The sequence below is a fragment of the Mycobacterium sp. NGS26 genome (assembly GCF_059813025.1).
In genome coordinates this window covers 263,221-286,194 of the sequence record NZ_JCALDU010000003.1, presented here as the reverse complement: position 1 = coordinate 286,194, position 22,974 = coordinate 263,221, and the positions used below count along the sequence as shown (strand labels likewise).

Sequence of the window (22,974 nt, the reverse complement as noted above, 5' to 3'; positions counted from 1 at the left end):
TTCACGTCCCCCTCGTTTACGCCGTTCTGGTTGCCCGGGCCCGGCGGGCGTCGACAACCACCTGGAAGATCAGCACCAGCACGGAAACGGCCATCAGCAGCGTCGACAACGCGTACGCGCCGTACTCGGCCCCACGGTTGTAGCGGTCGGAGACCAGCAGCGTCAGCGTCTGCGACTTCCCCGGCAGGTTGGAGGACACGATGAGGACCGCGCCGTATTCGCCGAGGGTACGCGCGACCGTCAGCACGATGCCGTAGGTCAGGCCCCACCGGATGGAAGGCAGCGTGATCCGCCAAAACGTCTGCCACCAACCAGAACCCAGCGTGGCCGCCGCTTCCTCCTGATCGGTCCCCAACTCGTGCAACACCGGTTCGACCTCGCGCACCACGAAGGGCAGGGTGACGAAGACGCTGGCGAGCACGATGCCGGGCAGGCCGAAGATGATCTTGAACCCGAGGTCTCTTTCGACGAAGCCCAGCGCGCCGGCCGATCCCCACAGCAGGACCAGCGCCACACCCACGATCACCGGCGACACCGCGAACGGCAGGTCGATGATCGCCTGCAGCACACCCTTGCCGCGAAAACGGTTGCGCGCGAGCACCAATGCCGTCGGGATGCCGAAGACGACGTTCAGCGGCACCACGATGGCCACCACCAGCAGCGACAGGTTGAGCGCCGATACCGCCGCCGGGGTGCTGATCCAGTCGAAGAACTGGCCCAGCCCCGGCCGGAAGGTGCGCCACAGGATCACCGCCACCGGGACGACGAGCAGCACGAAGATGTACGCCAACGCGACATAGCGGATGAGGTAGCGAACCCGCGCGGACGATCTCATGCGGCCAGCTCCTGCCGTTTGGCCGCGCGCGCCCCGACGATGCGCAACACAAGAAGCACGACGAACGAGATCGCAAGCAGCACAATGGATATCGCCGCCGCGCCGGTGCGGTCGTCGTTCTCGATCAGCGTGCGGATCCACTGCGACGACACTTCGGTCTTGCCCGGCACCGCCCCGCCGATCAGCACCACCGAACCGAACTCGCCGATCGCGCGCGAGAACGCCAGCCCCGCACCGGATAACAACGCCGGGGTCAGCGACGGCAGCACCACCGAGGTGAACACCTTCGGCCCGGAGGCGCCCAGCGACGCCGCCGCCTCCTCGGTCTCGTGGTCGATTTCCAGCAGCACCGGCTGGACCGCGCGCACCACGAACGGCAGTGTGACGAACGCGAGCGCCACCGCCACACCCCACGCGGTGTGCTGCAGATGCAGACCCACCGGGCTGTTGTTCCCGTACAGGGCCAGCATCACCAGGCTGGCGACGATCGTCGGCAACGCGAACGGCAGGTCGATGATCGCGTCGACGAGCCGCTTGCCGACGAAGTCGTCGCGCACCAGCACCCAGGCGATCAGCAGGCCGAAGACCACGTTGACGACGGTGACCCCGGCCGAGATCGTCAGCGTCACCCGGAACGACTCCAGCGCGGCGTTCGACGTGACCGCCAGCCAGAAGGCCCGCCAGCCGCCGCCGGCGGCCTGCCACGCGATGGCGGCCAGCGGCAGCAGCACGATCACCGACAGCCACACGATCGCCACACCCACCCGCAGCGACGTGCCGCCCGACGGCCGCCCGCCCGACGCCGGTCGGCCCTGCGGCTCCGGCCGGGTCACCTCCGACGTGATCGCCGCCGTCATCCGGTGGCCTGCGTGTAGATCTTGGTGATGCTGCCGCCGTTCTTGTCGAACAGCTGCGGATCGGCGGTGGCCCAGCCGCCGAGCTCGGCGATCGTCCACAGCTTCGCCGGCACCGGATACCGGTCGCGGAAATCGGCGGCGACCGCGGGGTCGACCGGCCGGAAACCGGCCTGTGCCCACAACTTCTGCGCCTCGGCGGTGTACTGGAAGTTCTTGAAGGCCCGCGCGGCGTCCAGGTGCGGGCTGGTGGTCACCACCGCCAGCGGATTCTCGATCTTGAACGTTTGCGGCGGGGTGACGTGTTGCACCGGCTTGCCCTGCCGCTCGGTGGCGATGGCCTCGTTCTCGTAGCTGATCAACACGTCACCGCTGCCCTGGACGAAAACGTCGGTGGCCTCGCGTCCCGACCCGGGGCGCAGCTTGATGTGCTCGCTCACCAGCTTCCGCACGAAATCGATGCCGGCATCGGGGTTCTGGCCGCCGCTGCTCTTCACCGCGTACGGGGCGAGCAGATTCCATTTGGCCGAGCCCGAACTCAGCGGGCTCGGCGTGATGACTTCCACGCCGGGCCGCACCAGGTCGTCCCAGTCCCTGATGTTCTTGGGATTGCCCGCGCGCACCACCAACGTCACCACCGAACCGAACGGGATGCCCTTGGTGGCGTCGGTGTTCCAGTCCTTGGCAACCTTGCCGGCCTTGACCAAACGGCTGATGTCCGGTTCGACCGAGAAGTTCACCACATCGGCCGGCTTGCCGTCGACAACCCCGCGCGACTGGTCGCCGGAGGCGCCGTAGGAGGTGATCACCTGGACGCCCTTGCCCTCCTCCGAGGCGTTGAACGCGGGAATCACCTTGCTCCAGCCCGGTTCCGGGGCGGAGTAGGCGACCAGGGTCAGGCTCGCATGCGCGTTGGCCAGGCCGCCGCCGCCGACGACGTCGCTGGCGCCGCCCTGGCAGGCCGCGACGACACCGGCAATCAGCGCGAGCGCGACGACATGCGTGCGGCGCAGCGCGCTTCCGATGTCCATTGGTGGCCTTCCGGTGCGGGACTGGGGATATCGGTCCGTTGTTGCGGAAAGGCGCCGAGAACTTCGGCAGGGGTTAGGAACTCCAGACCAGACCGCGCACGGGTTTGGGAGTCAGCGACAACAGTGCACGAATACATAGCACTCCAAAACACCGGTTGCTACGTGCATGGCGCGAAGCCTAACAGGAATCCGCGGGGGTCACCGGGCGGCGCGTCGGCAACGGTTGGCCTCAGCGGGCCAGCAGCCACGCGACGATCACCAGCACCACGAGCGCGACGAGGACCAGCGTCACGTGGGAGCGCGGCATGCGGTTACCCGGGCGTCCCGTCGGCATGGCGGGCACGCCGCATCAACGCGATGCCCTTGCCGAGCAGGCCGTCCAGCAAAGCCGCGGTGAGGTAGGCGACCACCAGCACCACGGGCATCACCACCATGGCCTGCAGCACAAAGGCCAGCCCGGAAAGCCACAGCTCGTTGCCGTCCCACCAATTCAGGAACGCGTCCATCGGGCTCACCCTATTCGCCCCGGCCCCGGTAAACCAAGGCGCCGGTACACCGATGTGCCAAGATCGGCGGGTGCCTCCCGCGTCCGCCGAACCCGAGGCGACGACCTGTCTGATCGCCGGCGGCGGACCGGCCGGCATGGTGCTTGGCCTGCTGTTGGCCCGCGCCGGCATAAAAGTCACCGTGATGGAAAAGCACGCCGACTTCCTGCGTGACTTCCGCGGGGACACCGTGCACGCGAGCACCCTGCGACTGCTCGACGAGCTCGGGTTGGGGCCGCGGTTCGCCCGGCTTCCGCATCGCCTCATCGACACCGTTCACATGGAGATCCAGAACCAACCGGTGAGCCTCGACCTGACCCGCCTTTCGGGCGAGCATCAGCACATCGCCCTGGTGCCGCAGTGGGACTTCCTGGAGATGGTGGCCACCGCCGCCGAGGCCGAGCCCAGCTTCCGGTTGCTGCGCAACGCCGAGGTGGTCGGGGTGATCCGGGGTTCGGGCGGCCGCGTCGTCGGCGCGAGCTACCGCGACGAGACGGGTAAGACCAGGGAGATGCGCGCCGAGCTGACGGTGGGCTGCGACGGCCGCTCGTCGACCGTGCGCTCGGCGGTCAGGCTCACGCCGCGCCGTTTCGGCGCCCCGATGGACGTGTGGTGGTTCCGGCTGCCTCGCCGGCCCGACGACCCGAGCGGCCTGGCCGGCGTGCTGCGCGCCGGGCACGCGACGATCATGGTCGACCGCGGCGACTACTACCAGATCGCCTACATCATTCCCAAGGGAACCGACGCCCAGATGCGCGCCCAGGGCATCGAGGCGTTGCGGCGCGCGCTGGTCGGCATGGTGCCCTGGCTCGTCGATCGGGTCGACCAGCTCACGTCGTTCGATGACGTGAAACTGCTTGACGTGCAACTGGATCGGCTCCCCCGCTGGTACTCCGACGGCGTGCTGTTGATCGGCGACGCGGCGCACGCGATGTCGCCGGTCGGCGGCGTCGGCATCAACCTGGCGGTGGCCGACGCGGTGGCCGCCGCCCGCATCCTGGCCGACCCGCTGCGCGCGGGACGAGTGTCGGCCAGCCGGCTGGCCCGGGTGCAGAGGCGCCGCTGGTTTCCGACCGTGATGCTGCAGGCGGCGCAGCGGGCGATCCATGCCAACGTGATCGCGGCGACGGTGCGAGGCAGCAATGCCGTGCCACGGGGCGTGCGCGTGGTCAGCAGATCGGCGGTTTTGCGGCGGCTCGTCGGCTACCTGGTGGCGATCGGCCCGCTGCCCGAGCATGCGCCCGGGTACGCCAGGCGCCGCGGGTAGGCCACCGCAACGCGCCACATGGGCCAAATCGTGGACTCCGGCCAGGTCGACGGTCGATGATGTCGAAATGGTGCTGCACGCGCAACCCGCCGACCAACCGGCCGACGCCGGCCCCGAGGAAGCCCTTGAAGCGGCACCGAAAAACAGCCGCGAATCCGCCTTGGCGTCGCCCCTCGACTTCAGCGCGCCCGCACCCAATGCGTCCAGCGGGGTGCTGCGCAACCCGTTTCCGCCGATCGCCGATTACGCGTTCCTGTCCGACTGGGAGACGACCTGCCTGATCTCCCCGGCCGGGTCGGTGGAGTGGATGTGTGTGCCCCGGCCGGATTCCCCGAGCGTGTTCGGCGCGATCCTGGATCGCAGCGCCGGCCATTTCCGGCTGGGCCCTTACGGCGTCTCGGTCCCCTCGGCCCGCCGCTACCTGCCCGGCAGCCTGATCATGGAGACCACCTGGCAGACCCACACCGGCTGGCTGATCGTGCGCGACGCCCTGGTGATGGGACCCTGGCACGACCTCGAGCGTCGCTCACACACGCACCGTCGCACGCCGATGGACTGGGACGCCGAGCACATCCTGCTGCGCACCGTGCGCTGCGTCAGCGGCACCGTCGAGCTGATGATGAGCTGCGAGCCGGCGTTCGACTACCACCGCGACGGCGCGGCCTGGGAGTACTCGTCCAACGCGTACAGCGAGACCGTCGCGCGTGCCGTCCGGCAACCCGACTCCCACCCGACGCTGCGGCTGACCACCAACCTGCGCATCGGCATCGAGGGCCGCGAGGCGCGGGCGCGCACCCGCATGACGGAGGGCGACGACGTCTTCGTCGCGCTGAGCTGGACCAAGCATCCGGCGCCGCAAACCTACGCCGAGGCCGCCGACAAGATGTGGCAGACCACCGAGTGCTGGCGGCAGTGGATCAACATCGGCAACTTCCCCGACCACCCGTGGCGCGCGTATCTGCAGCGCAGCGCGCTGACGCTGAAGGGGCTGACCTATTCCCCCACCGGCGCGCTGCTGGCCGCGAGCACCACGTCGCTGCCGGAAACACCGCGGGGGCAACGTAATTGGGACTACCGCTACGCGTGGGTTCGTGATTCGACGTTCGCGTTGTGGGGGCTTTACACGCTGGGGCTGGACCGCGAGGCCGACGACTTCTTCGCCTTCATCGCCGACGTGTCCGGCGCCAACAGCAACGAGCGCCATCCGCTGCAGGTGATGTACGGGGTCGGTGGCGAACGCAGCCTGGTCGAAGACGAGCTGCACCATCTCTCCGGCTACGACCAGGCCCGCCCGGTGCGGATCGGCAACGGCGCCTACGACCAGGCCCAGCACGACATCTGGGGCTCGATCCTGGACTCCTTCTATCTGCACGCCAAGTCGCGCGAGCAGGTTCCAGAGACCCTGTGGCCGGTGTTGAAGAAGCAGGTCGAGGAGGCGATCGCGCATTGGCGCGAGCCCGACCGCGGAATCTGGGAGGTGCGCGGCGAGCCGCAGCACTTCACGTCGTCGAAGGTGATGTGCTGGGTGGCGCTGGACCGCGGGTCGAAGCTGGCCGAGCGGCAGGGCGAGAAGAGCTACGCCCAGCAGTGGCGGGCCATCGCCGAGGAGATCAAGGCCGACATTCTCAAGCACGGTGTGGACTCGCGAGGCGTGTTCACCCAGCGCTACGGCAGCGACGCGCTGGACGCCTCGCTGCTGCTGGTGGTGCTGACCCGGTTCCTGCCCCCGGACGATCCGCGGGTGCGCAACACGGTGCTGGCCATCGCCAACGAGCTGACCGAGGAGGGCCTGGTGCTGCGCTACCGGGTCGAGGAGACCGACGACGGGCTGTCCGGCGAGGAGGGCACGTTCACGATCTGCTCGTTCTGGCTGGTGTCGGCGCTGGTCGAGATCGGTGAGGTGGCCCGCGCCAAGCGGCTCTGCGAGCGGCTGCTGTCCTACGCCAGCCCGCTGCACCTCTACGCCGAGGAGATCGAGCCGCGCACCGGCCGGCACCTGGGCAACTTTCCGCAGGCGTTCACCCACCTGGCGTTGATCAACGCGGTGGTGCACGTGATCCGCGCCGAGGAGGAGTCCGACGGCTCCGGGATGTTCCAGCCCGCGAACGCCCCGATGTAGCTTGTGGCGAGCAGACGCAAAAGCACCGATTTCGTGCCGAAATCGGTGCTTTTGCGTCTGCTCGCCGCTACTTCTTACCCACGGCGTCGGTGGACAGCGCGGCCACAAACGCCTCTTGTGGCACCTCGACGCGGCCGATGGTTTTCATCCGCTTCTTGCCTTCCTTCTGCTTTTCCAGAAGTTTGCGTTTGCGGGTGATGTCACCGCCGTAGCACTTCGACAGCACATCCTTGCGGATCGCCCGAATGTTTTCGCGCGCAATGATTTTCGACCCGATCGCCGCCTGCACCGGCACCTCGAACTGCTGGCGCGGGATGAGTTCCTTGAGCTTGGTGGTCATCTTGTTGCCGTAGGCGAACGCCGAATCCTTGTGCACGATCGCGCTGAACGCGTCGACGGCCTCGCCCTGCAGCAGGATGTCGACCTTCACCAGCTGGGCCTCCTGCTCGCCGGCCTCCTCGTAGTCGAGGCTGGCGTAGCCGCGGGTGCGCGACTTCAGCGAGTCGAAGAAGTCGAAGATGATCTCGCCGAGCGGCATGGTGTAACGCAGTTCCACCCGCTCGGGCGACAGGTAGTCCATGCCGCCCATCTCGCCGCGGCGCGACTGGCACAGCTCCATGATGGTGCCGATGAACTCGCTGGGCGCGATGATGGTGGTCTTGACCACCGGCTCGTAAACCGTGCGGATCTTGCCCTCCGGCCAGTCCGACGGGTTCGTCACCCGGATCTCGGTGCCGTCCTCTTTGATCACCCGGTACACGACGTTCGGCGACGTCGAGATCAGGTCCAGGTCGAACTCGCGCTCCAGCCGCTCGCGGGTGATCTCCATGTGCAGCAAACCCAAGAAGCCGCAACGGAATCCGAAGCCCAACGCCACCGACGTTTCCGGCTCGTAGGTCAGCGCCGCGTCGTTGAGCCGCAGCCGGTCCAGGGCGTCGCGCAGATCCGGGTAGTCCGAGCCGTCGACGGGATACAGCCCCGAGTAGACCATCGGCCTGGGTTCGCGGTAGCCCGTCAGCGCCTCGGTGGCGCCGTGGCGGGCGGTGGTGACGGTGTCGCCGACCTTGGACTGCCTGACGTCCTTCACCCCGGTGATCAGGTAGCCGACCTCGCCCACGCCCAGGCCGTCGCTGGCCTTCGGTTCGGGCGAGACGATGCCGACCTCGAGCAGTTCGTGGGTGGCGCCGGTGGACATCATCAGGATGCGCTCCCGCGGGACGATCCTGCCGTCCACCACGCGCACGTATGTCACCACGCCGCGGTAGATGTCGTAGACGGAGTCGAAGATCATCGCGCGGGTCGGGGCGTCGGCGTCGCCCTGCGGGGGCGGCACTTCGCGCACCACATGGTCGAGCAGGTCCGCAACGCCCTCCCCGGTTTTGCCGGACACGCGCAACACGTCGCCGGGTTCGCAGCCGATGATGTGGGCGATCTCGGCGGCGTAGCGATCCGGGTCGGCCGCGGGCAGGTCGATCTTGTTGAGCACCGGAATGATGTGCAGATCGCGGTCCAGCGCCAGGTAGAGGTTGGCCAACGTCTGCGCCTCGATGCCCTGCGCGGCGTCGACCAGCAGCACCGCGCCCTCGCAGGCCTCCAGCGCGCGGGACACCTCGTAGGTGAAGTCGACGTGACCCGGGGTGTCGATCAGGTGCAGGACGAAGTCTTGGTCCTCGACTTTCCAGGGCAGCCGCACGTTCTGCGCCTTGATGGTGATGCCGCGCTCGCGCTCGATGTCCATCCGGTCCAGGTACTGCGCGCGCATCGACCGCTCGTCGACGACGCCGGTGAGCTGAAGCATCCGGTCGGCCAGGGTGGACTTGCCGTGATCGATATGGGCGATGATGCAGAAGTTCCGAATCTGCGCCGGCGCGGTGAAGGTCTTGTCGGCGAAACTGCTGATGGGAATCTCCTGGAAGTGGCGGTTTTCGAGCATCCAGCGTATCCGTGTCCGGTGGCCAAGGCCGAATCGCTAGATGGCCCTCGCGTCTATGCTGCGAATATGGCACCGGACGGGAAATCGGCCCGGAAATCGCAGTGGAAGACGTTTCAGCGTTTCGCGGAGAACCTGGTGTTCGAGCGGGCCCCGCGGCTGGTCCGGCAGGTGCAGAACTCGCAGACCGTGCTGCGGGAACTCCAGCAGGCCGTGAAGATCACCGCGAACGTCATCGCCTCGGTCGCCCCGCAGCCGCCGACCGAGATCACGGCGGGCCGCCCGGTGACCCGCACCAGCTTTCCCACCGCGCAGCGGGCCCGCAAGCTGGTCTACTCCCCCGACCTCGACGGCCGGGCCGATCCCGGAGAGATCGTGTGGACGTGGGTGGTCTACGAGGACGATCCCACTCGCGGCAAGGACCGGCCGGTCCTGGTCGTCGGCCGCGACCGCAGCGTGCTGCTCGGGCTGATGGTGTCGAGCCAGGAGCGCCACGCCACCGATCGCGACTGGGTCGGAATCGGTTCCGGCGCTTGGGATTACGAGGGCAGGCCGAGCTGGGTCCGGCTGGACCGCGTGCTCGACGTGCCCGAGGAGGGCATTCGCCGCGAGGGCGCGATCCTGGACCGGGAGATCTTCGAGGTGGTCGCCGAGCGGTTGCGCGCGGAATACGCCTGGCGTTAGCCGTTCACCGAGCGTGAAACCGCTGCGAAAACGCCGGCCAGATCTCGCAACAGCTTCACTCTCGGCGAAGCGGTGCTCAGCCCTGCGTGATGTAGGACTGCAGCTGCTGCTGCTCGGCCTCGAGCTCTTCCATCCGGGTCTTCACCACGTCACCGATGCTGACGATGCCGATCAGCTTCTTCCCCTCCAGCACCGGCACATGGCGCACCCGGTTCTTGGTCATCAGCACGCTGAGCGAGTCAACGGTGTCGGACTTGGTGCACGTGGCAATGGTGCCGGTCATGATCTTCGACACCGGGCGCGACAGCACGCTGGCCCCATGGGTGTGCAGCTGGCGCACGACGTCGCGCTCCGACACGATCCCGACGACGCCCTCGTCACCCACCACCACCATGGCGCCGATGTTCTGCTCGGCGAGGCCGGCGAGCAGCTCCTTGACGGTTGCCTCGGGGTTGATCGTCACCACCGCCGCACCCTTGTTCCGCAAGACGTCCGCGATCCGCATCAGGCCTCCCAGGCGGTTGTGAGCTGCTGCACACCAGGCTACGGCTAACTCGCGCGGCGGGAAAGGCGACGCGAGGACCGGCGGCCGAAACCGGTTCGCGAGCGTGCGCAGAATGCCGGGCGACACGGCGTGTCGCCGCGCAGACTCGCACGCTCGCCGACAACCTCGGCGAGGATGGGTCCATGATCGAGGTCACCCTGCTTGGCACCGGAAGCCCCATCCCCGACCCGAACCGCGCCGGGCCGTCGACCCTGGTGCGGGCCGGCGGGCAGGTGTTCCTGGTGGATTGCGGCCGCGGGGTCCTGCAACGTGCCGCCGCGGTCGGCGTGGGCGCCGCCGGGTTGTCGGCGCTGCTGCTCACCCACCTGCACAGCGACCACATCGGCGACCTCGGCGACGTCCTCATCACGCGCTGGGTCAGCACCTTCGCCCCGGACCCGGCGCCGCTGCCGATCATCGGACCCCCGGGCACCGCGGAAACGGTGCAGGCGACGCTGGACGCGTTCCGCCACGACATCGGCTACCGGATCGCCCACCACGCCGACCTGAACGCGCCGCCGGCCGTGGAAGTCCACGAATGCACCGACGGCGCGGTGTGGGACCGCGACGGCGTGTCGATCCGGGTCGCCCCCACCGATCACCGGCCGGTGGCGCCCACCATCGGGTTCCGCATCGAATTCGACGGCGCGTCGGTGGTGCTGGCCGGGGACACGGTGCCGTGCGCGAGCCTGGACGAGTTGGCCAGCGGCGCCGGCGCGCTGGTGCACACCGTGATCCGGAAGGACATCGTGGTCAACATCCCGCAACAGAGGCTCCAGGACATCTGCGATTACCACTCCTCGGTAGAGGAAGCGGCAGCGACGGCGGCCCGCGCGGGGGTGGGCACCCTGGTCATGACGCACTACGTGCCGGCTCTGGTGCCGGGGCAAGAAGAGCAGTGGCGGGCACTGGCCGCCACCGAGTTCGCCGGACAGGTCGAGCTCGGCGACGACCTGCTCCGGGTCGAGGTCAGCTAAGCGGACGCCCGCAGCCGCCACCCCGCCGCCACCAGCCAGACCAGCGCCGCCACCCGCGCGATCGGCAGGATGACCCCCAGCGCCGGCCACGCCAGCACCAGCGTCGTCGCCCCCGCGAGCGTGGCAATCACCAGGCCGGCCCAGGCCAGCGGTGCGGGCAGCAACCCCAGCGCACGGCCCGGCACGGCCATCCCGGCGACCAACAGGCCCAGCGCGACGAGGTGCCCCGGGCTGCCGACGAGAAACACCAGGAGGTAGATCGCCCGAACCAGCGCGGCGTCCGCGCCCACCTCGGGTCGCGACAACGTCCAGCCCAGCAACCCCGTCAGGCCCAGCGCGCCGGCCGCCAACGTTCCACCCGCCAGCGCGATCGCCGCCGCGGGCGGGGCCGCGCCGAGCCGCCGCAACCGGGCGCCGGCCGTCGCCGCGTAGACCGCCAGCGGCACCGACGAGGCGAACACCGCGACGGCCATCACCTGCAGCGCGACGGGCTCGGCGCGGACATACGCGACGACCTCCCCCATCGGCCCGTAGGGCAGCGGCATCAGCCCGCCCAGCGCCACCCCGATGGCAAGCCCGCCGAACAGCAGCGCGATGCAGAGCAGCCCGAGGCCCGGCAGGGCCAGCCGACTCGGCGCCGGCGAATCGTTCATCGGGTGCTCCCTACGCCAGCCGGGTGACCTCCACGGTCACGTCGAGGTCGGTTGCGCCCTCGCCCGAGTAGATCCCCTTGAGCGGGGACACGTCGGTGTAGTCGCGGCCGACGCTCACACTGACGTACTGCTCGGTGATTTCGGTGTCGTTGGTGGGGTCGTAGTTCCACCAGCCGCCCGTCCACGCCTGAATCCAGGCGTGACTTCGCCCGTCCACCGTGTCGCCGACGATCGCGTTCCGTTTGGGGTGCAGGTAACCGGAGACATACCGCGCGGGAATTCCCATGGCGCGCAACATCATCAGCGACAGGTGCACGAAGTCCTGGCAGACGCCCTTGCCCTCGTTCAGCGCGTCGAGCCCGGAAGAATGCACACCGGTGGTGCCCGGCAGGTAGTCCAGCTCGTCGTGCGCCCACTTGGCGGCGGCGACGACGGCCTCCTGCGGCTTGTTGTTCTTGGCGATCTTCTTGCCAACGGAGGCAACGCGTTTGCTCGACGGGGTGTGAGCGGTGGGGCGGAGAAGTTCGTCGAACCGATCGATCACCGCCTCGGAGCGCAGGTCGCCCCACCCCGCCTCCATCGCGGCCGGCTCCGGCCCCTCGGTCTCGACGACCGACGAAGACGTCACGGTCAGGTCGGTGTGCGGCGCGTGCAGATCGAAGGCCGTCACGGCGGTGCCCCAGTAGTCGATGTAGCGATAGGACCGGGTCGCCGGGATGGTTTCGACGCGGTTGAGGATGACGTTCTGCCGGGCGTCCGACCGCGGGGTCAGCCGGGCCTCGTTGTAGGAGGCGGTCACCGGCGATTGGTAGGCGTAGCCCGTGGTGTGCACCACCCGCATCCGCCACATCAGGCGTCCCCCGGCCTCGTCGTCAGCCGGGCCCGCTGGCCGGCATCCGACCACGCCACCCACGGGGTGACGTGGAAGTACTGCAGCGACAACGCTTCTCCGACATCGCGGCAGGTTCGCTGCAGGCCCGCGAGACGGGTCTCCAGCGTCTCCAGCAGCACACCGGGCTGCATGAACTCCAGCTCGCTGCGCGCCTGACCGAGCAGCCGCTGCGCCTCGGCGGTGGCCCCGATCCGGCTCTGCGGATTGTGCAGCAACTCGTCGAGGTTGTGTTCGGCCAGCCTCAGCGAGTAGAACACCGAACGCGGAAACAGCCGGTCGAGCAGCATGAACTCGACCACCCGGGCCGCGTCGAGCACACCGCGGTAGGTGCGCAGGTAGGTGTCGTGCGCGCCCGCCGAGCGCAACAGCGTCACCCACGCCGGCGAGGACGCGCTGTCCCCGACCCGCGACAGCAACAGGCGCACCGTCATGTCGACGCGCTCGATCGCGCGGCCCAGCAGCATGAAGCGGTATCCGTCGTCGCGGGACAGCGTCGAGTCGGCCAGGCCGGCGAACATCGCCGCCCGGCCCTCGATGAACGACAAAAACTCGTGTGGGCCAAGGCGTTTGGCGGCACGTTCGCGTTCGGCCAGCGCATGGTAGGTGGTGTTGAGGCACTCCCAGATCTCGCTGGACGTCACCTCGCGCGCCGACTTCGCGTTCTCGCGGGCCGCGGTGATCGCGTCGACGATCGAGCAGCCACCACCCTGGCTGTTGGTGCTGTACGCCACCAGGTCGGTCAACGACCAGACGTCCAGGTCGTGGTCCGGGGGTTCGATGCCGAGGACCCGCAGCAGCAGCCGAGACGCCTGATCGGGGTCGACGCTGGAGTCCTCGAGCAGCTGGTGCAACGCGACATCGAGGATTCGCGCCGTGTCGTCGGCGCGCTCGACGTAGCGACCGATCCAGTAGAGCGCCTCGGCGTTGCGGGCCAGCATCAGCGGATCGCCCTCTGCCGCTGCTGCTGCTGCTGTTGTTGCTGCTGCTGTTGCGGTTGCTCGTCCAGCGCGTGCTCGGCCGACGGCGGCTGTTGCGTCCGGGGCGAGCCGTCGCCGGCCGCGTCGGGGATGACGTTCGGCAGCGACCGCACGACCTCGGCGGCGCCCAGTTCGCGCGCGACGGCCGCGGCGCGGGGCGCGAGCACCCAGGTGTCCTTGGAGCCGCCGCCCTGGCTGGAGTTGACCACCCGGGAGCCCTCGACCAGCGCCACCCGGGTCAGCCCGCCGGGCAGCACCCACACGTCGTCGCCGTCGTTGACCGCGAACGGCCGCAGGTCGACGTAGCGGGGCGCCAGCTCGTTGTCGATCTGGGTCGGAACCGTCGACAGTTCCATCATCGGCTGCGCGATCCGGCTGCGCGGATCGTCGCGGATCTTCTTGGCGACGGCCGCAAGCTCCTTCTCGGAGGCCTCCGGCCCGAACACGATGCCGTAGCCGCCGGAGCCCTCGACCGGCTTGAGGACCAGCTCGTCGATCCGGTCGAGCACCTCCTCGCGCTCGTCGTCGAGCCAGCACCGGTAGGTCTCCACGTTGGCCAGCAGCGGCTTCTCGCCCAGGTAGTACTCGATCATCGTCGGCACATAGGTGTAGACCAGCTTGTCGTCGCCGACGCCGTTGCCGATCGCGCTGGAGATGACGACGTTGCCGGCCCGGGCGGCGTTGACCAGGCCCGCCACGCCCAGCACCGAGTCGGCGCGGAATTGCAGCGGGTCGAGGAACGCGTCGTCGATGCGCCGATAGATGACGTCGACCTGGCGCTCCCCCTCGGTGGTGCGCATGTACACCTGGTTGTCACGGCAGAACAGGTCGCGGCCCTCGACCAGCTCGACGCCCATCTGCCGCGCCAGCAGCGAGTGCTCGAAGTACGCCGAGTTGTACACCCCGGGGGTCAACACCACCACCGTCGGGTCGGCCTCGTTGGTGGCCGCGGAGTTGCGCAGCGCGCGCAGCAGGTGCGAGGAGTAGTCGTCGACGGCGCGCACCCGGTGGGTGGCGAACAGGTTCGGGAAGACCCGGGCCATCGTGCGCCTGTTCTCCATGACGTACGACACGCCCGAGGGCGAGCGCAGGTTGTCCTCGAGGACCCGAAAGTTGCCCTTCTCGTCGCGGATCAGGTCGATGCCGGCGACGTGGATGCGCACCCCGTTGGGCGGGACGATGCCCACGGCCTGGCGGTGAAAGTGCTCGCAGGACGTGACGAGCCGGCGCGGGATGACGCCGTCGTTCAGGATCTCCTGGTCGCCGTAGATGTCGTCGAGGTACATCTCGAGGGCCTTGACCCGCTGGGTGATGCCGCGCTCCAGCCGGCTCCACTCGGCGGCCGAGATCACCCGCGGGACCAGGTCCAGCGGGAACGGCCGTTCCTGTCCGGACAGCGAAAACGTGATGCCCTGGTCGATGAACGCGCGGGCCAGCGCCTCGGCCCGGGCCTTGAGGTCGGACGCGTCCGACGGCGCGAGCTCGGCGTAAATGCCCTTGTACGGGCCGCGGACGTTGCCCTGACCGTCGAACATCTCGTCGAAGGCCATCGAATAGGCGTCCGACGAGTTGTATCCGGCGAAGATGCGCTCGGAACGCCTCGGCAGCCGCGCCGGGCCGCGCGACCTGGTCTCCTCGAGCTGGCTCGTAAGGCTCACTTTTCAGATGCTGCCTCAAATCGACGTTGCGGCAGGTCACGGTTTCCCCTTTTGGGAGAAAACGTAACCGACTGATAACCTGGGCAGTCGCCGCCGGCTGTATCCGGCCGCCTCAAGCCAACACCGAATCCAAGAAGGAAACAACGCGTGGCCAACATCAAGTCGCAGCAGAAGCGCAATCGCACCAATGAGCGCGCCCGCCTGCGCAACAAGTCGGTGAAGTCCTCGCTGCGCACCGCCGTGCGCGCGTTCCGCGAGGCCACCGACGCCGGCGACAAGGACAAGGCCACGGCGTTGCTGGTGTCGACCAACCGCAAGCTGGACAAGGCGGCCAGCAAGGGCGTGATCCACAAGAACCAGGCGGCCAACAAGAAGTCGGCGCTGGCCAAGGCCCTCAACAAGCTCTGAGCGCGGGTCCGGCACTCATCGGCCGCGGTCGGCCACCAGCTCGGCGACCTGCCTGACCGCCGACTCCAAGGCGTAGTCGGCGTCCGCCACCGCACCCTTGACGTTGGCGTTGAGCGCCGCCACCACCTTCATCGCGGTTGCCACCGTGTCGCGCGACCAACGCCGGGCCTGCTTCTGCGCCTTCTGCACCCGCCACGGCGGCAACCCCACCTGCGCCGCCAGGCGGTAGGGGTTTTCGCCGGACAACGGCCCGACCCGGCCGATGGTGTGCACGGCCTCGGCCAGGGCATCGGCCAGCACCACCAGCGGCTCACCGCGCATCATCGCCCAGCGCAGCGCCTCCAAGGCTCCCTCGATGTCGCCGGCCACCGCCTTGTCGGCGATATCGAATCCCTTCACGTCCGCCTTCCCGCTGTGATAGCGCCGCACCGCGGCGGCATCGACGGCGCCGCCGGTGTCGGCGACCAATTGCGAACAGGCCGAGGCTAATTCGCGCACGTCGGAGCCGACGGCGTCGAGCAGCGCGGTCACCGTCTCCTCGTCGACCTTGGCCCGCAGCGCGCGGAATTCCTTGCGGACGAAGTCGGCGCGTTCGCTGGGTTTGGTGATCCGCGCGCACGGGTGGACCTGCGCACCCAGCTTCTGCAGCTCGCCGGCCAGCGCCTTGGCCCGCCCACCGCCGGAGTGCACCACCACCAGCACCGTGCCGGCCGGGACGTCGGCGGCGGCCGCGGCGATCACCGCGGCCGCGTCCTTGCCCGCTTCGCCGGCGGCCTCCAGCACGACGATGCGCTCGTCGGCGAACAGCGACGGGCTCAGCAGTTCGGCCAGTTCGTAGGTGCCGACGTCGCCGGCGCGCATCCGGCTGACCGGCACATCGTCGGCCCCGGCGTGGGCGCCGGCACGCTCCCGAGCCGCGCGCAGCAGGTCGGCCACCGCCCGCTCGACCAGCAGTTCCTCGTCCCCCAGGACCAGGTGCAACGGCGCAAGATCGCTCATTCCACGATGGTGTCACGCCGGTCCGACTGGGCTCGACTATGGGCCGACGAGTCCCGACAGCGACCACGCCAACACCCACACGACGACCGCCGCGCCGCTCATTCCGACCGCCACCCGAAACCATCGCCACCGACACAACGGCCGGGCCACCAGAAACACGACGACGGTGGCACCGCCGACCGCCGCCACACCGGCCGTCCCGGACGGCACGGGCACGGTCGCCGCGGGGACATCGGCCGCCCACCGCGCCACGCTCGACACCCACCACAGCTCGGGGCCGGCGAACCGGATCAGCAGCTGCGCGCCGGTCGGCCACAGCAGGCACAGCACGGCCGCCGCGCTGCCCAGCACCGTGATCGGCGCGATCGCCGCCGCCACCGCGAGATTGGCGAAGACCGCCACCAGGCTGAGCCGGCCCGAGATGCCGGCGACCAGCGGGGCGGTAACCACGTGCGCGGCCAACGCCACCGCCAGCGCATCCGCCAGCGGCCTGGGGCAGCCCCGGGCGGTCAGGCGCCGCGACCAGGCCGGCGCGATGACCACCAGCGCCGCCGTGGCCAGCACCGACAGCGCGAAGCCCACGTCGACGGCCAGGTGCGGGGCGACGACCAGCAGTATCAGCACGGACGCCGACAGGGCCGGAATCGCTTGCCGCCGTCGCGAAGACAGCATCCCCGCCAGCGCGATGGCACCCATCACGGCCGCCCGCAACACGCTGGCGGTCGGCTGGACGACGACGACGAAGGCAAGCAGCGCCACCGCGGCCGCCGCCACGGCCGCGCGCGGGCCGATCAGCCGAGCCGAGAACAGCACCGCCGCGCACACGATCGTGACGTTGGCCCCCGACACCGCCATCAGGTGTGTCAGGCCGGCGGCGCGAAAGTCGCGACCGGTCTCGGCGCTGACCGCCGCGGTGTCGCCGAGGACGAGGGCGGGCAGCAGCGCGGCCTGCTCGGCCGGCAACGCGTCGCGGGCCGCGGCGGCGAACCGGGTGCGCACGGTGTGGGCGGCGCGCTGCGCCGCGCCGGCCTCGCCCATCGTGGGACGTCCCGTCGCGTTGAGCACCGCAACCGTCAGGTCATGGCGGGCGGGACGGCTGATCCGCGCGGTGAAGCGCACCGGCTGTCCCGCCATCACACCGCCGAAATCCGAGGTGCGCGCGAAAACGACTACGCGCCCGGATATTTCGTCGGCGCGCAGCCGCTGCAGCGTGGCGCGAAACATCAGCCTGCCGCTACCCAACGACACCGGGCTCTCGCTGGGGGTGACCGTCAGCGGGGCCGCGGTCCCGAACGCCGCGGCGAGGGGATGACGGGCCACCGCATCGGCGCGCAGCGCGATCGCGAGCCCGAAGCCCGCGCCGACCACACCGATCGCCAGCGCGCCGGCGCCGATCGCCCGCAGGCGCCGGTCGCGTCGCGCCACGCACAGCAGCGCGCACGAGGCGGCGACCAGCCCGGCGCAGCAGATCGCCAGCGCCCGGCCCACCGGCCACACGATCCCGGCGGCGGTGACCGTCCACCCGGTGAGCGCGGCCGGGACCAGGCGCACATCGAGGTGCGCCGGCGACGCGTCCTCGAAGCCGGGCTGGCGCACCGGGTCTCAGACACGGACCAGGGCACGCAGCTTCTCCAGCCGCGCCGGGCCGATGCCGTCGACGTCGGCGAGCTGATCGACGCTGGTGAATTTGCCGTTGGCCTGCCGCCACGCCACGATCGCGGCGGCGGTGACCGGTCCGACCCCCGGCAGCGCGTCCAGCTGCTCCACGGTCGCGGTGTTGAGGTCGACGGGCCCGCCCGCCTTCGGCTTGCCCGGCGTCGGTGCGGGCACCCCCGGCGTCGACATCCCGGGCGTCGGTGCCGGGCCGGAGGCCACCGAGCTGCCCAACGCTCTCGGCTGTCCCGAGATCGGGGCCAGCCCGACCACGATCTGCTCGCCGTCGCCGACCGGGCGGGCCATGTTCAGCCCGATGGTGTCCGCGCCGTCCACGGCGCCGCCGGCGGCCTGCAGCGCATCGGAGATCCGCGCGCCGGGTGCCAGGGTGACCAATCCGGGCGTGTGGACGAGGCCGACCACGCTGACCACCACCGGCTGGCCGGCGGCCGGACCCGACGAGGATCGCGGGCTCGCCGTGGCTGCCCGCTCGACCGGTGGCAGCTTGGCCGACATCACCGGCGCCGGCTTGTCGCGCACCAGGGTGAAGATCGTGACCAGCACGGCCAGCGCGGCGACCACCGCCAACGCGATCGCGCCGGCGCGGCCCGGATCGGCGCGCAGCCTGGCCACCCAGCCGTCGCGCCGGGAGCCGTCGGGAAGCCACCGCGGCAGCAACGAATTCTGGTCGTCGTCCCGCACGTCCGGGTCGTGCCCGGAGTCCTCCGGGTCGGCGCGCGAATCCGCATCGGGGTCGGCGCCGAGCCTTCGGTGCAGTCGCTGGGCGGGCAGTTCGGTTCGCATGCGCCGACGGTAAGCGCGCCGACCGCCCGGACGACCCGTCCGGGACCGTTGCGGCGACCGTTTGTGGATTAACCCGAGGCTGTGCACAACCACCACACGGGATGGGTCAAGATGGAGGCCGGAGCGACCGACCGGGACCCGACGCCCGAACCGCGGCGGGTCGCCACGCTCACCCCCCAGACGACAGGAGGCAGCCATGAAGTTGGCGCTCACACCCGAGGAAGCGGCGTTTCGCGACGAGCTGCGCACCTTCTACACCACCCAGATCCCCGAAGAGCTCCGCGAGGCGGTGCGCCAGGGCGCGCCGGTGACCAAGGAGCTGATCGTCACCAGCCACAAGATCCTCAACGAGCACGGGCTCGCGGTGCCTAACTGGCCCGTCGAGTGGGGCGGCAAGGACTGGACGCCGACCCAGTACCAGATCTGGGCCGACGAGATGCAGCTGGCGTGCGTGCCGGAGCCGCTGAACTTCAACACCAAGATGGTCGGCCCCGTGATCGCCGAATTCGGGTCCCAGGAGATCAAGGAGCGCTTCCTGCCGCCGACGGCGAGCATCGACATCTGGTGGTGCCAGGGGTTCTCCGAGCCGGAGGCCGGCTCGGACCTCGCGTCGCTGCGCACCACCGCGGTGCGCGACGGCGACAGCTACGTCGTCAACGGTCAGAAGACGTGGACCACGCTGGGCCAGTACGCGGACTGGATCTTCTGCCTGGTGCGCACCGACCCACAGGCGCCCAAGCGCCAGGCCGGCATTTCTTTCCTGCTCATCGACATGGCGACGCCGGGCATCACGCTGCGGCCGATCAAGACGATCGACGGCGGCCGCGAGGTCAACGAGGTCTTCTTCGAAGACGTGCGGGTACCGGCCAATCAGCTTGTGGGAGAAGAGAATCAGGGCTGGACGTACGCGAAGTTCCTGCTGGGCAACGAGCGCACCGGCATCGCCGGGGTCGGCCGGACCAAGGTCCGCCTCGCCGAGGTGAAGAAGTACGCCATCGAGACGGGCCTGCTCGACGACCCGCTGTTCGCCGCGCGCCTGGCCGAGGCCGAAAACGAGGTGCTGGCACTGGAACTCACGCAGTCCCGGGTGACGACGGACTCCGCGGACGGCAAGCCCAACCCGGCATCGTCGGTGCTCAAGATGCGCGGCAGCCAATTGCAGCAGATCGCCACCGAGCTGCTCGTCGAGGTGGCCGGCCCCGACGCGCTGCCGGTCGACGGTGACGATATCGCGTCACCACCGTGGGCGCAGGCCAGCGCCCCGCGCTACCTCAACTACCGCAAGACATCGATCTACGGCGGCAGCAACGAGGTGCAGCGCAACATCATCGCGTCCACCATTCTGGGATTGTGAGGCAGCCATGGACTTTCAGCTGAGCGACGAGCAGGCCCTGCTCCGCGACACGACCCGCGACCTGTTGTCGCGCACCTACGATCCCGAGAGCCGCAACAAGATCATCGAGACCGACCTCGGCTGGAGCCGCGACGTCTGGAGCCAGCTCGCCGACACCGGGATCCTGGGCCTCGGGTTCGAGCCGGACGAGGCGGGCCAGATCGAGATCATGGTGGTGCTCACCGAGATCGGGCGGCGGTTGGCCCCCGAGCCCGTCGTGCACGCCGCGCTGGCGCCCGGCGCGCTGATCGCCGAGCGCGGAAGCGACGCGCAAAAGCAACTGCTGGACGAGGTGGCCGCGGGTCAAAGGCTGCTCGCGTTCGCGCATTTGGAAGCCGGCCACCGGAGACCGACCGCGACGGTCACCACTCGGGCTGCGCGGCAAGGCGATTCGTGGACCCTGACCGGAACCAAGAACCCCGTCCCGGCCGGTGACTGCGCCGACACGCTGGTGGTCAGCGCCGCGTTGCCGGACGGCGGCACGGGGCTGTTCTTGGTCGACGCCGGCGCCGTGAACCGGCACCCCTACCCGACGTTCGACGGTCAGCGCGGCGCTCAGATCGACCTGGACTCCGCGCCCGCCGAGCCGCTGGGCGACGCCTCCGACGTCCGGGATGCCTCCCCCGCCATCCGCGACGCCCTCATCCGCATCCAGTCGGCGTTGTGTTCCGAGGCGGTCGGAGCGATGGAGGAGGCGCTGCGCCTGACCACCGATTACCTCAAGACCCGCAAGCAGTTCGGCGTCACGCTGAACAAGTTCCAGGCGCTCACCCAGCGGGCCGCCGACATGTACGTGTCGCTGGAGTTGGCCCGCAGCATGAGCTTCTACGCCGCGATGTCGATCGCCGACGGCAACCTCGACCCGGTGATCGCGTCGCGCGCCAAGCTGCAGGTCGGCCGCTCCGGACGGCACATCGCCCAGGAGGCCATCCAGCTGCACGGCGGCATCGGCATGACCGCCGAATATCCCGTCGGCCACTACGCCGCCCGGCTCACCGCGATCGAGCACACGCTCGGCTCCTCGCGGGACCACCTCCAGGTGCTGATCGACCACATCGCCGACTACGACCTGGCGCGGCTCTGACGCATGGCCGAGCTGTCCGACAAGGTCGTCGAATTCCTCTCGGCCGGAACCCGCACCGGGATGCTCGGTTACCTGGCCGCCGACGGCCGGCCGTTGGTCGCGCCGGTGTGGTTCGTCGTCGACGACGGTCAACTGGCGTTCACCACCGGCCGTGACACGTCGAAAGGCCGTGCGATAGCCCGTGATTCGCGAGTGGTGATCTGCGTCGACGACCCCCACCCACCCTATTCGTTCGTCCAGGTGCAGGGCGTGGCGACGGCGACCGACGATCCGCGGGACGTGCTGGACATCGCGACCCGCACCGGCGCGCGGTACATGGGCGCCGACCGCGCCGACGAATTCGGCCGGCGCAACGCCGTTCCCGGCGAGCTGGTGGTGCGCGTGCGCCCGACCAAGGTCGTCGCCGGATTCGACATCAGCGACTGAATTTCAGCAACGTCAAAGGAGACGCGATGAGTAAGCCCCCGATGGATCGTCCGTTGCGGGTGATCCAGTGGACGACCGGAAACATCGGGCGGCGGTCGCTGCACGCCATCATCGGCAGACCCGACATGGAGCTCGTCGGCGTCTACGCGCACGGAGCGGACAAGGTCGGCGTCGACGCCGCCAAGCTGGCCGGCTGGCCCGAGCCGACCGGGGTGCAGGCGACCAACGACGTCGACGCGCTGCTCGCGCTGAAGCCCGACGCGTGTTGCTATAACCCGTTGTGGCCCAACATCGACGAACTGGTCCGCCTGCTGGAGTCGGGCGTCAACGTGTGCACCAGCGCGGCGTGGATCACCGGCGGCAAGCAGACGCCGCAGGACCGCAAGCGCATCGAGGACGCCTGCGAGCGCGGCGGCTCGACGATCTTCGGCAGCGGCGCGCACCCCGGGATGACGAACATGGTCGGCATGGTGCTGTCCGGCTCCTGCGAGCGCGTCGACGAGATCCGAATCACCGAGTCGGTGGACTGCTCGACCTACGAATCGGCGGAAACCCAGACGGCGATGGGGTTCTCGCAGGATCCCGACACCCCGGGGCTGGCCGACAGCGTGCGCACCGAAAGCGAGGTCTTCGCGGAGTCGGCGGCGATGATGGCCGACGCGATCGGCGCGAAGCTGGACAGGATGACCTTCGACGTCACGTTCACCGCGGCCACCGCCGATTCCGATCTGGGCTTCATGAAGATCCCCGCGGGAACGGTCGGCGGCGTCTACGGCTACCACCGGGGCTGGGAAGGCGACCGCAACGTCGTCAGCGTCGGATTCAACTGGGTCATGGGCGGCCACGTGGTCCCGCCCAAGCCGCTCGAGCACGGCCACGTCATCCAGGTTTTCGGGTTGCCCAACATGCGCACGGTCCTGCACTGCCTGCCGCCCAAGGATTGGACCGAGCCCGGGTTCATGGGACTGGGCATGATCTACACCGCGATGCCGGTCACCAACGCGGTTCCGGCGGTGGTGGCGGCGCAGCCCGGGATCGTGACGCTGGCGGACTTGCCGCCGGTCACCGGGCGAGTGGCGCGCTAGCTGCCCGGCGCGGGCCGACCCCCCGGAGGAACGCTGCCGTCCTCTAAGGGTTAGAGTACTTAGCCGAGCAAATGGTTCCGGCGACAACTAATGTTGTCGACGACGGCGGCGAGCGTTCCGGCAGGACGGCGGGCCCCGTCGGGGGCGAGCGGAAGG

Annotated in this window: 21 protein-coding genes and 1 pseudogene; 9 read left to right on the top strand and 13 right to left on the bottom strand. The window is 69.5% G+C overall.

Going from position 1 to position 22,974, the window contains the following annotated elements; translation table 11 throughout:
- Positions 1-16 precede the first annotated feature (16 nt).
- The 4 genes from cysW to AC5Y6X_RS12295 form a co-directional block, all read right to left on the bottom strand.
- On the bottom strand, positions 17-835 hold the full coding sequence (cysW, locus tag AC5Y6X_RS12310; RefSeq protein WP_324680837.1) for a sulfate ABC transporter permease subunit CysW: 819 nt from the start codon (positions 833-835) through the stop codon (positions 17-19).
- The gene (cysT, locus tag AC5Y6X_RS12305) at positions 832-1,692 is read right to left on the bottom strand and encodes a sulfate ABC transporter permease subunit CysT (RefSeq protein WP_324680835.1); all 861 of its coding nucleotides are present in this window, start codon (positions 1,690-1,692) and stop codon (positions 832-834) included. Before cysT ends, cysW begins: the two co-directional genes overlap by 4 nt.
- Positions 1,689-2,720 (bottom strand): sulfate ABC transporter substrate-binding protein, encoded by a 1,032-nt coding sequence (locus tag AC5Y6X_RS12300; protein ID WP_324680833.1) that lies wholly within the window; start codon positions 2,718-2,720, stop codon positions 1,689-1,691. Before AC5Y6X_RS12300 ends, cysT begins: the two co-directional genes overlap by 4 nt.
- Positions 2,721-3,031: 311 nt before the next feature.
- Positions 3,032-3,226 carry a hypothetical protein gene (locus AC5Y6X_RS12295; RefSeq protein ID WP_324680831.1) on the bottom strand — a complete coding sequence of 65 codons (195 nt, stop codon included), beginning with the start codon at positions 3,224-3,226 and terminating at the stop codon, positions 3,032-3,034.
- A 70-nt stretch (positions 3,227-3,296) separates the two neighbouring features.
- Between AC5Y6X_RS12295 and AC5Y6X_RS12290 the strand changes: the two genes are divergently transcribed.
- Positions 3,297-4,532, top strand: a complete 1,236-nt coding sequence (locus AC5Y6X_RS12290; RefSeq protein ID WP_324680829.1) for an FAD-dependent oxidoreductase — start codon at positions 3,297-3,299, stop codon at positions 4,530-4,532.
- Between the two features lie 67 nt (positions 4,533-4,599).
- The gene (locus AC5Y6X_RS12285; protein ID WP_324680827.1) at positions 4,600-6,651 is read left to right on the top strand and encodes a glycoside hydrolase family 15 protein; all 2,052 of its coding nucleotides are present in this window, start codon (positions 4,600-4,602) and stop codon (positions 6,649-6,651) included.
- A gap of 67 nt (positions 6,652-6,718) precedes the next feature.
- On the opposite strand, the pseudogene lepA reads toward AC5Y6X_RS12285, so the two are convergent.
- Positions 6,719-8,657 (bottom strand): annotated as a pseudogene (gene lepA / locus AC5Y6X_RS12280) (translation elongation factor 4).
- Here lepA and AC5Y6X_RS12275 point away from each other — a divergent pair.
- Positions 8,651-9,265: a type II toxin-antitoxin system PemK/MazF family toxin gene (locus tag AC5Y6X_RS12275; RefSeq protein ID WP_499986709.1), complete on the top strand. Its 615-nt coding sequence runs from the start codon at positions 8,651-8,653 to the stop codon at positions 9,263-9,265. The pseudogene lepA and the gene AC5Y6X_RS12275 overlap by 7 nt on opposite strands.
- A 76-nt stretch (positions 9,266-9,341) precedes the next feature.
- On the opposite strand, the gene AC5Y6X_RS12270 is transcribed toward AC5Y6X_RS12275, so the two are convergent.
- Complete coding sequence (locus tag AC5Y6X_RS12270) at positions 9,342-9,770, bottom strand: CBS domain-containing protein (protein ID WP_324680823.1); 429 nt, start codon at positions 9,768-9,770, stop codon at positions 9,342-9,344.
- Between the two features lie 182 nt (positions 9,771-9,952).
- Between AC5Y6X_RS12270 and AC5Y6X_RS12265 the strand changes: the two genes are divergently transcribed.
- Positions 9,953-10,786 (top strand): ribonuclease Z, encoded by an 834-nt coding sequence (locus tag AC5Y6X_RS12265; RefSeq protein ID WP_499986707.1) that lies wholly within the window; start codon positions 9,953-9,955, stop codon positions 10,784-10,786.
- On the opposite strand, the gene AC5Y6X_RS12260 is transcribed toward AC5Y6X_RS12265, so the two are convergent.
- From AC5Y6X_RS12260 to AC5Y6X_RS12245, 4 genes are read right to left on the bottom strand one after another with little or no spacing between them, the layout of a single operon-like run.
- Positions 10,783-11,439, bottom strand: coding sequence for a hypothetical protein (locus AC5Y6X_RS12260; RefSeq protein WP_499986706.1), 657 nt, complete (start codon positions 11,437-11,439; stop codon positions 10,783-10,785). The two genes, AC5Y6X_RS12265 and AC5Y6X_RS12260, sit on opposite strands and share 4 nt — an antisense overlap.
- A gap of 10 nt (positions 11,440-11,449) precedes the next feature.
- Entirely contained in the window at positions 11,450-12,289 is an 840-nt protein-coding gene (locus tag AC5Y6X_RS12255) for a transglutaminase family protein (RefSeq protein ID WP_499986705.1), read from the bottom strand.
- Positions 12,289-13,269, bottom strand: a complete 981-nt coding sequence (locus tag AC5Y6X_RS12250; protein WP_499986704.1) for an alpha-E domain-containing protein — start codon at positions 13,267-13,269, stop codon at positions 12,289-12,291. Before AC5Y6X_RS12250 ends, AC5Y6X_RS12255 begins: the two co-directional genes overlap by 1 nt.
- Positions 13,269-14,966, bottom strand: coding sequence for a circularly permuted type 2 ATP-grasp protein (locus tag AC5Y6X_RS12245; RefSeq protein WP_499986703.1), 1,698 nt, complete (start codon positions 14,964-14,966; stop codon positions 13,269-13,271). Before AC5Y6X_RS12245 ends, AC5Y6X_RS12250 begins: the two co-directional genes overlap by 1 nt.
- 147 nt (positions 14,967-15,113) lie before the next feature.
- Here AC5Y6X_RS12245 and rpsT point away from each other — a divergent pair, with 147 nt between their 5' ends.
- Entirely contained in the window at positions 15,114-15,374 is a 261-nt protein-coding gene (rpsT, locus tag AC5Y6X_RS12240; RefSeq protein ID WP_324680811.1) for a 30S ribosomal protein S20, read from the top strand.
- A 15-nt stretch (positions 15,375-15,389) separates the two neighbouring features.
- On the opposite strand, the gene holA is transcribed toward rpsT, so the two are convergent.
- The 3 genes from holA to AC5Y6X_RS12225 are packed head-to-tail and all read right to left on the bottom strand — an operon-like array spanning position 15,390 to position 18,830.
- Complete coding sequence (gene holA / locus AC5Y6X_RS12235; protein WP_420715958.1) at positions 15,390-16,355, bottom strand: DNA polymerase III subunit delta; 966 nt, start codon at positions 16,353-16,355, stop codon at positions 15,390-15,392.
- A 54-nt stretch (positions 16,356-16,409) separates the two neighbouring features.
- Complete coding sequence (locus AC5Y6X_RS12230) at positions 16,410-17,924, bottom strand: ComEC/Rec2 family competence protein (protein WP_499987038.1); 1,515 nt, start codon at positions 17,922-17,924, stop codon at positions 16,410-16,412.
- Between the two features lie 51 nt (positions 17,925-17,975).
- Positions 17,976-18,830, bottom strand: coding sequence for a ComEA family DNA-binding protein (locus tag AC5Y6X_RS12225; protein WP_499986701.1), 855 nt, complete (start codon positions 18,828-18,830; stop codon positions 17,976-17,978).
- Positions 18,831-19,026: 196 nt separating this feature from the next.
- Here AC5Y6X_RS12225 and AC5Y6X_RS12220 point away from each other — a divergent pair, with 196 nt between their 5' ends.
- Genes AC5Y6X_RS12220 through AC5Y6X_RS12205 form a run of 4 tightly spaced genes read left to right on the top strand, consistent with a single transcriptional unit; the run spans position 19,027 to position 22,818 of the window.
- Complete coding sequence (locus AC5Y6X_RS12220; protein WP_499986700.1) at positions 19,027-20,184, top strand: acyl-CoA dehydrogenase family protein; 1,158 nt, start codon at positions 19,027-19,029, stop codon at positions 20,182-20,184.
- Between the two features lie 7 nt (positions 20,185-20,191).
- Positions 20,192-21,307, top strand: coding sequence for an acyl-CoA dehydrogenase family protein (locus tag AC5Y6X_RS12215; protein ID WP_499986699.1), 1,116 nt, complete (start codon positions 20,192-20,194; stop codon positions 21,305-21,307).
- A 3-nt stretch (positions 21,308-21,310) separates the two neighbouring features.
- Positions 21,311-21,733, top strand: coding sequence for a PPOX class F420-dependent oxidoreductase (locus tag AC5Y6X_RS12210; protein ID WP_499986697.1), 423 nt, complete (start codon positions 21,311-21,313; stop codon positions 21,731-21,733).
- A 26-nt stretch (positions 21,734-21,759) separates the two neighbouring features.
- The gene (locus AC5Y6X_RS12205) at positions 21,760-22,818 is read left to right on the top strand and encodes an NAD(P)H-dependent amine dehydrogenase family protein (RefSeq protein WP_499986696.1); all 1,059 of its coding nucleotides are present in this window, start codon (positions 21,760-21,762) and stop codon (positions 22,816-22,818) included.
- Positions 22,819-22,974: the final 156 nt, after the last annotated feature.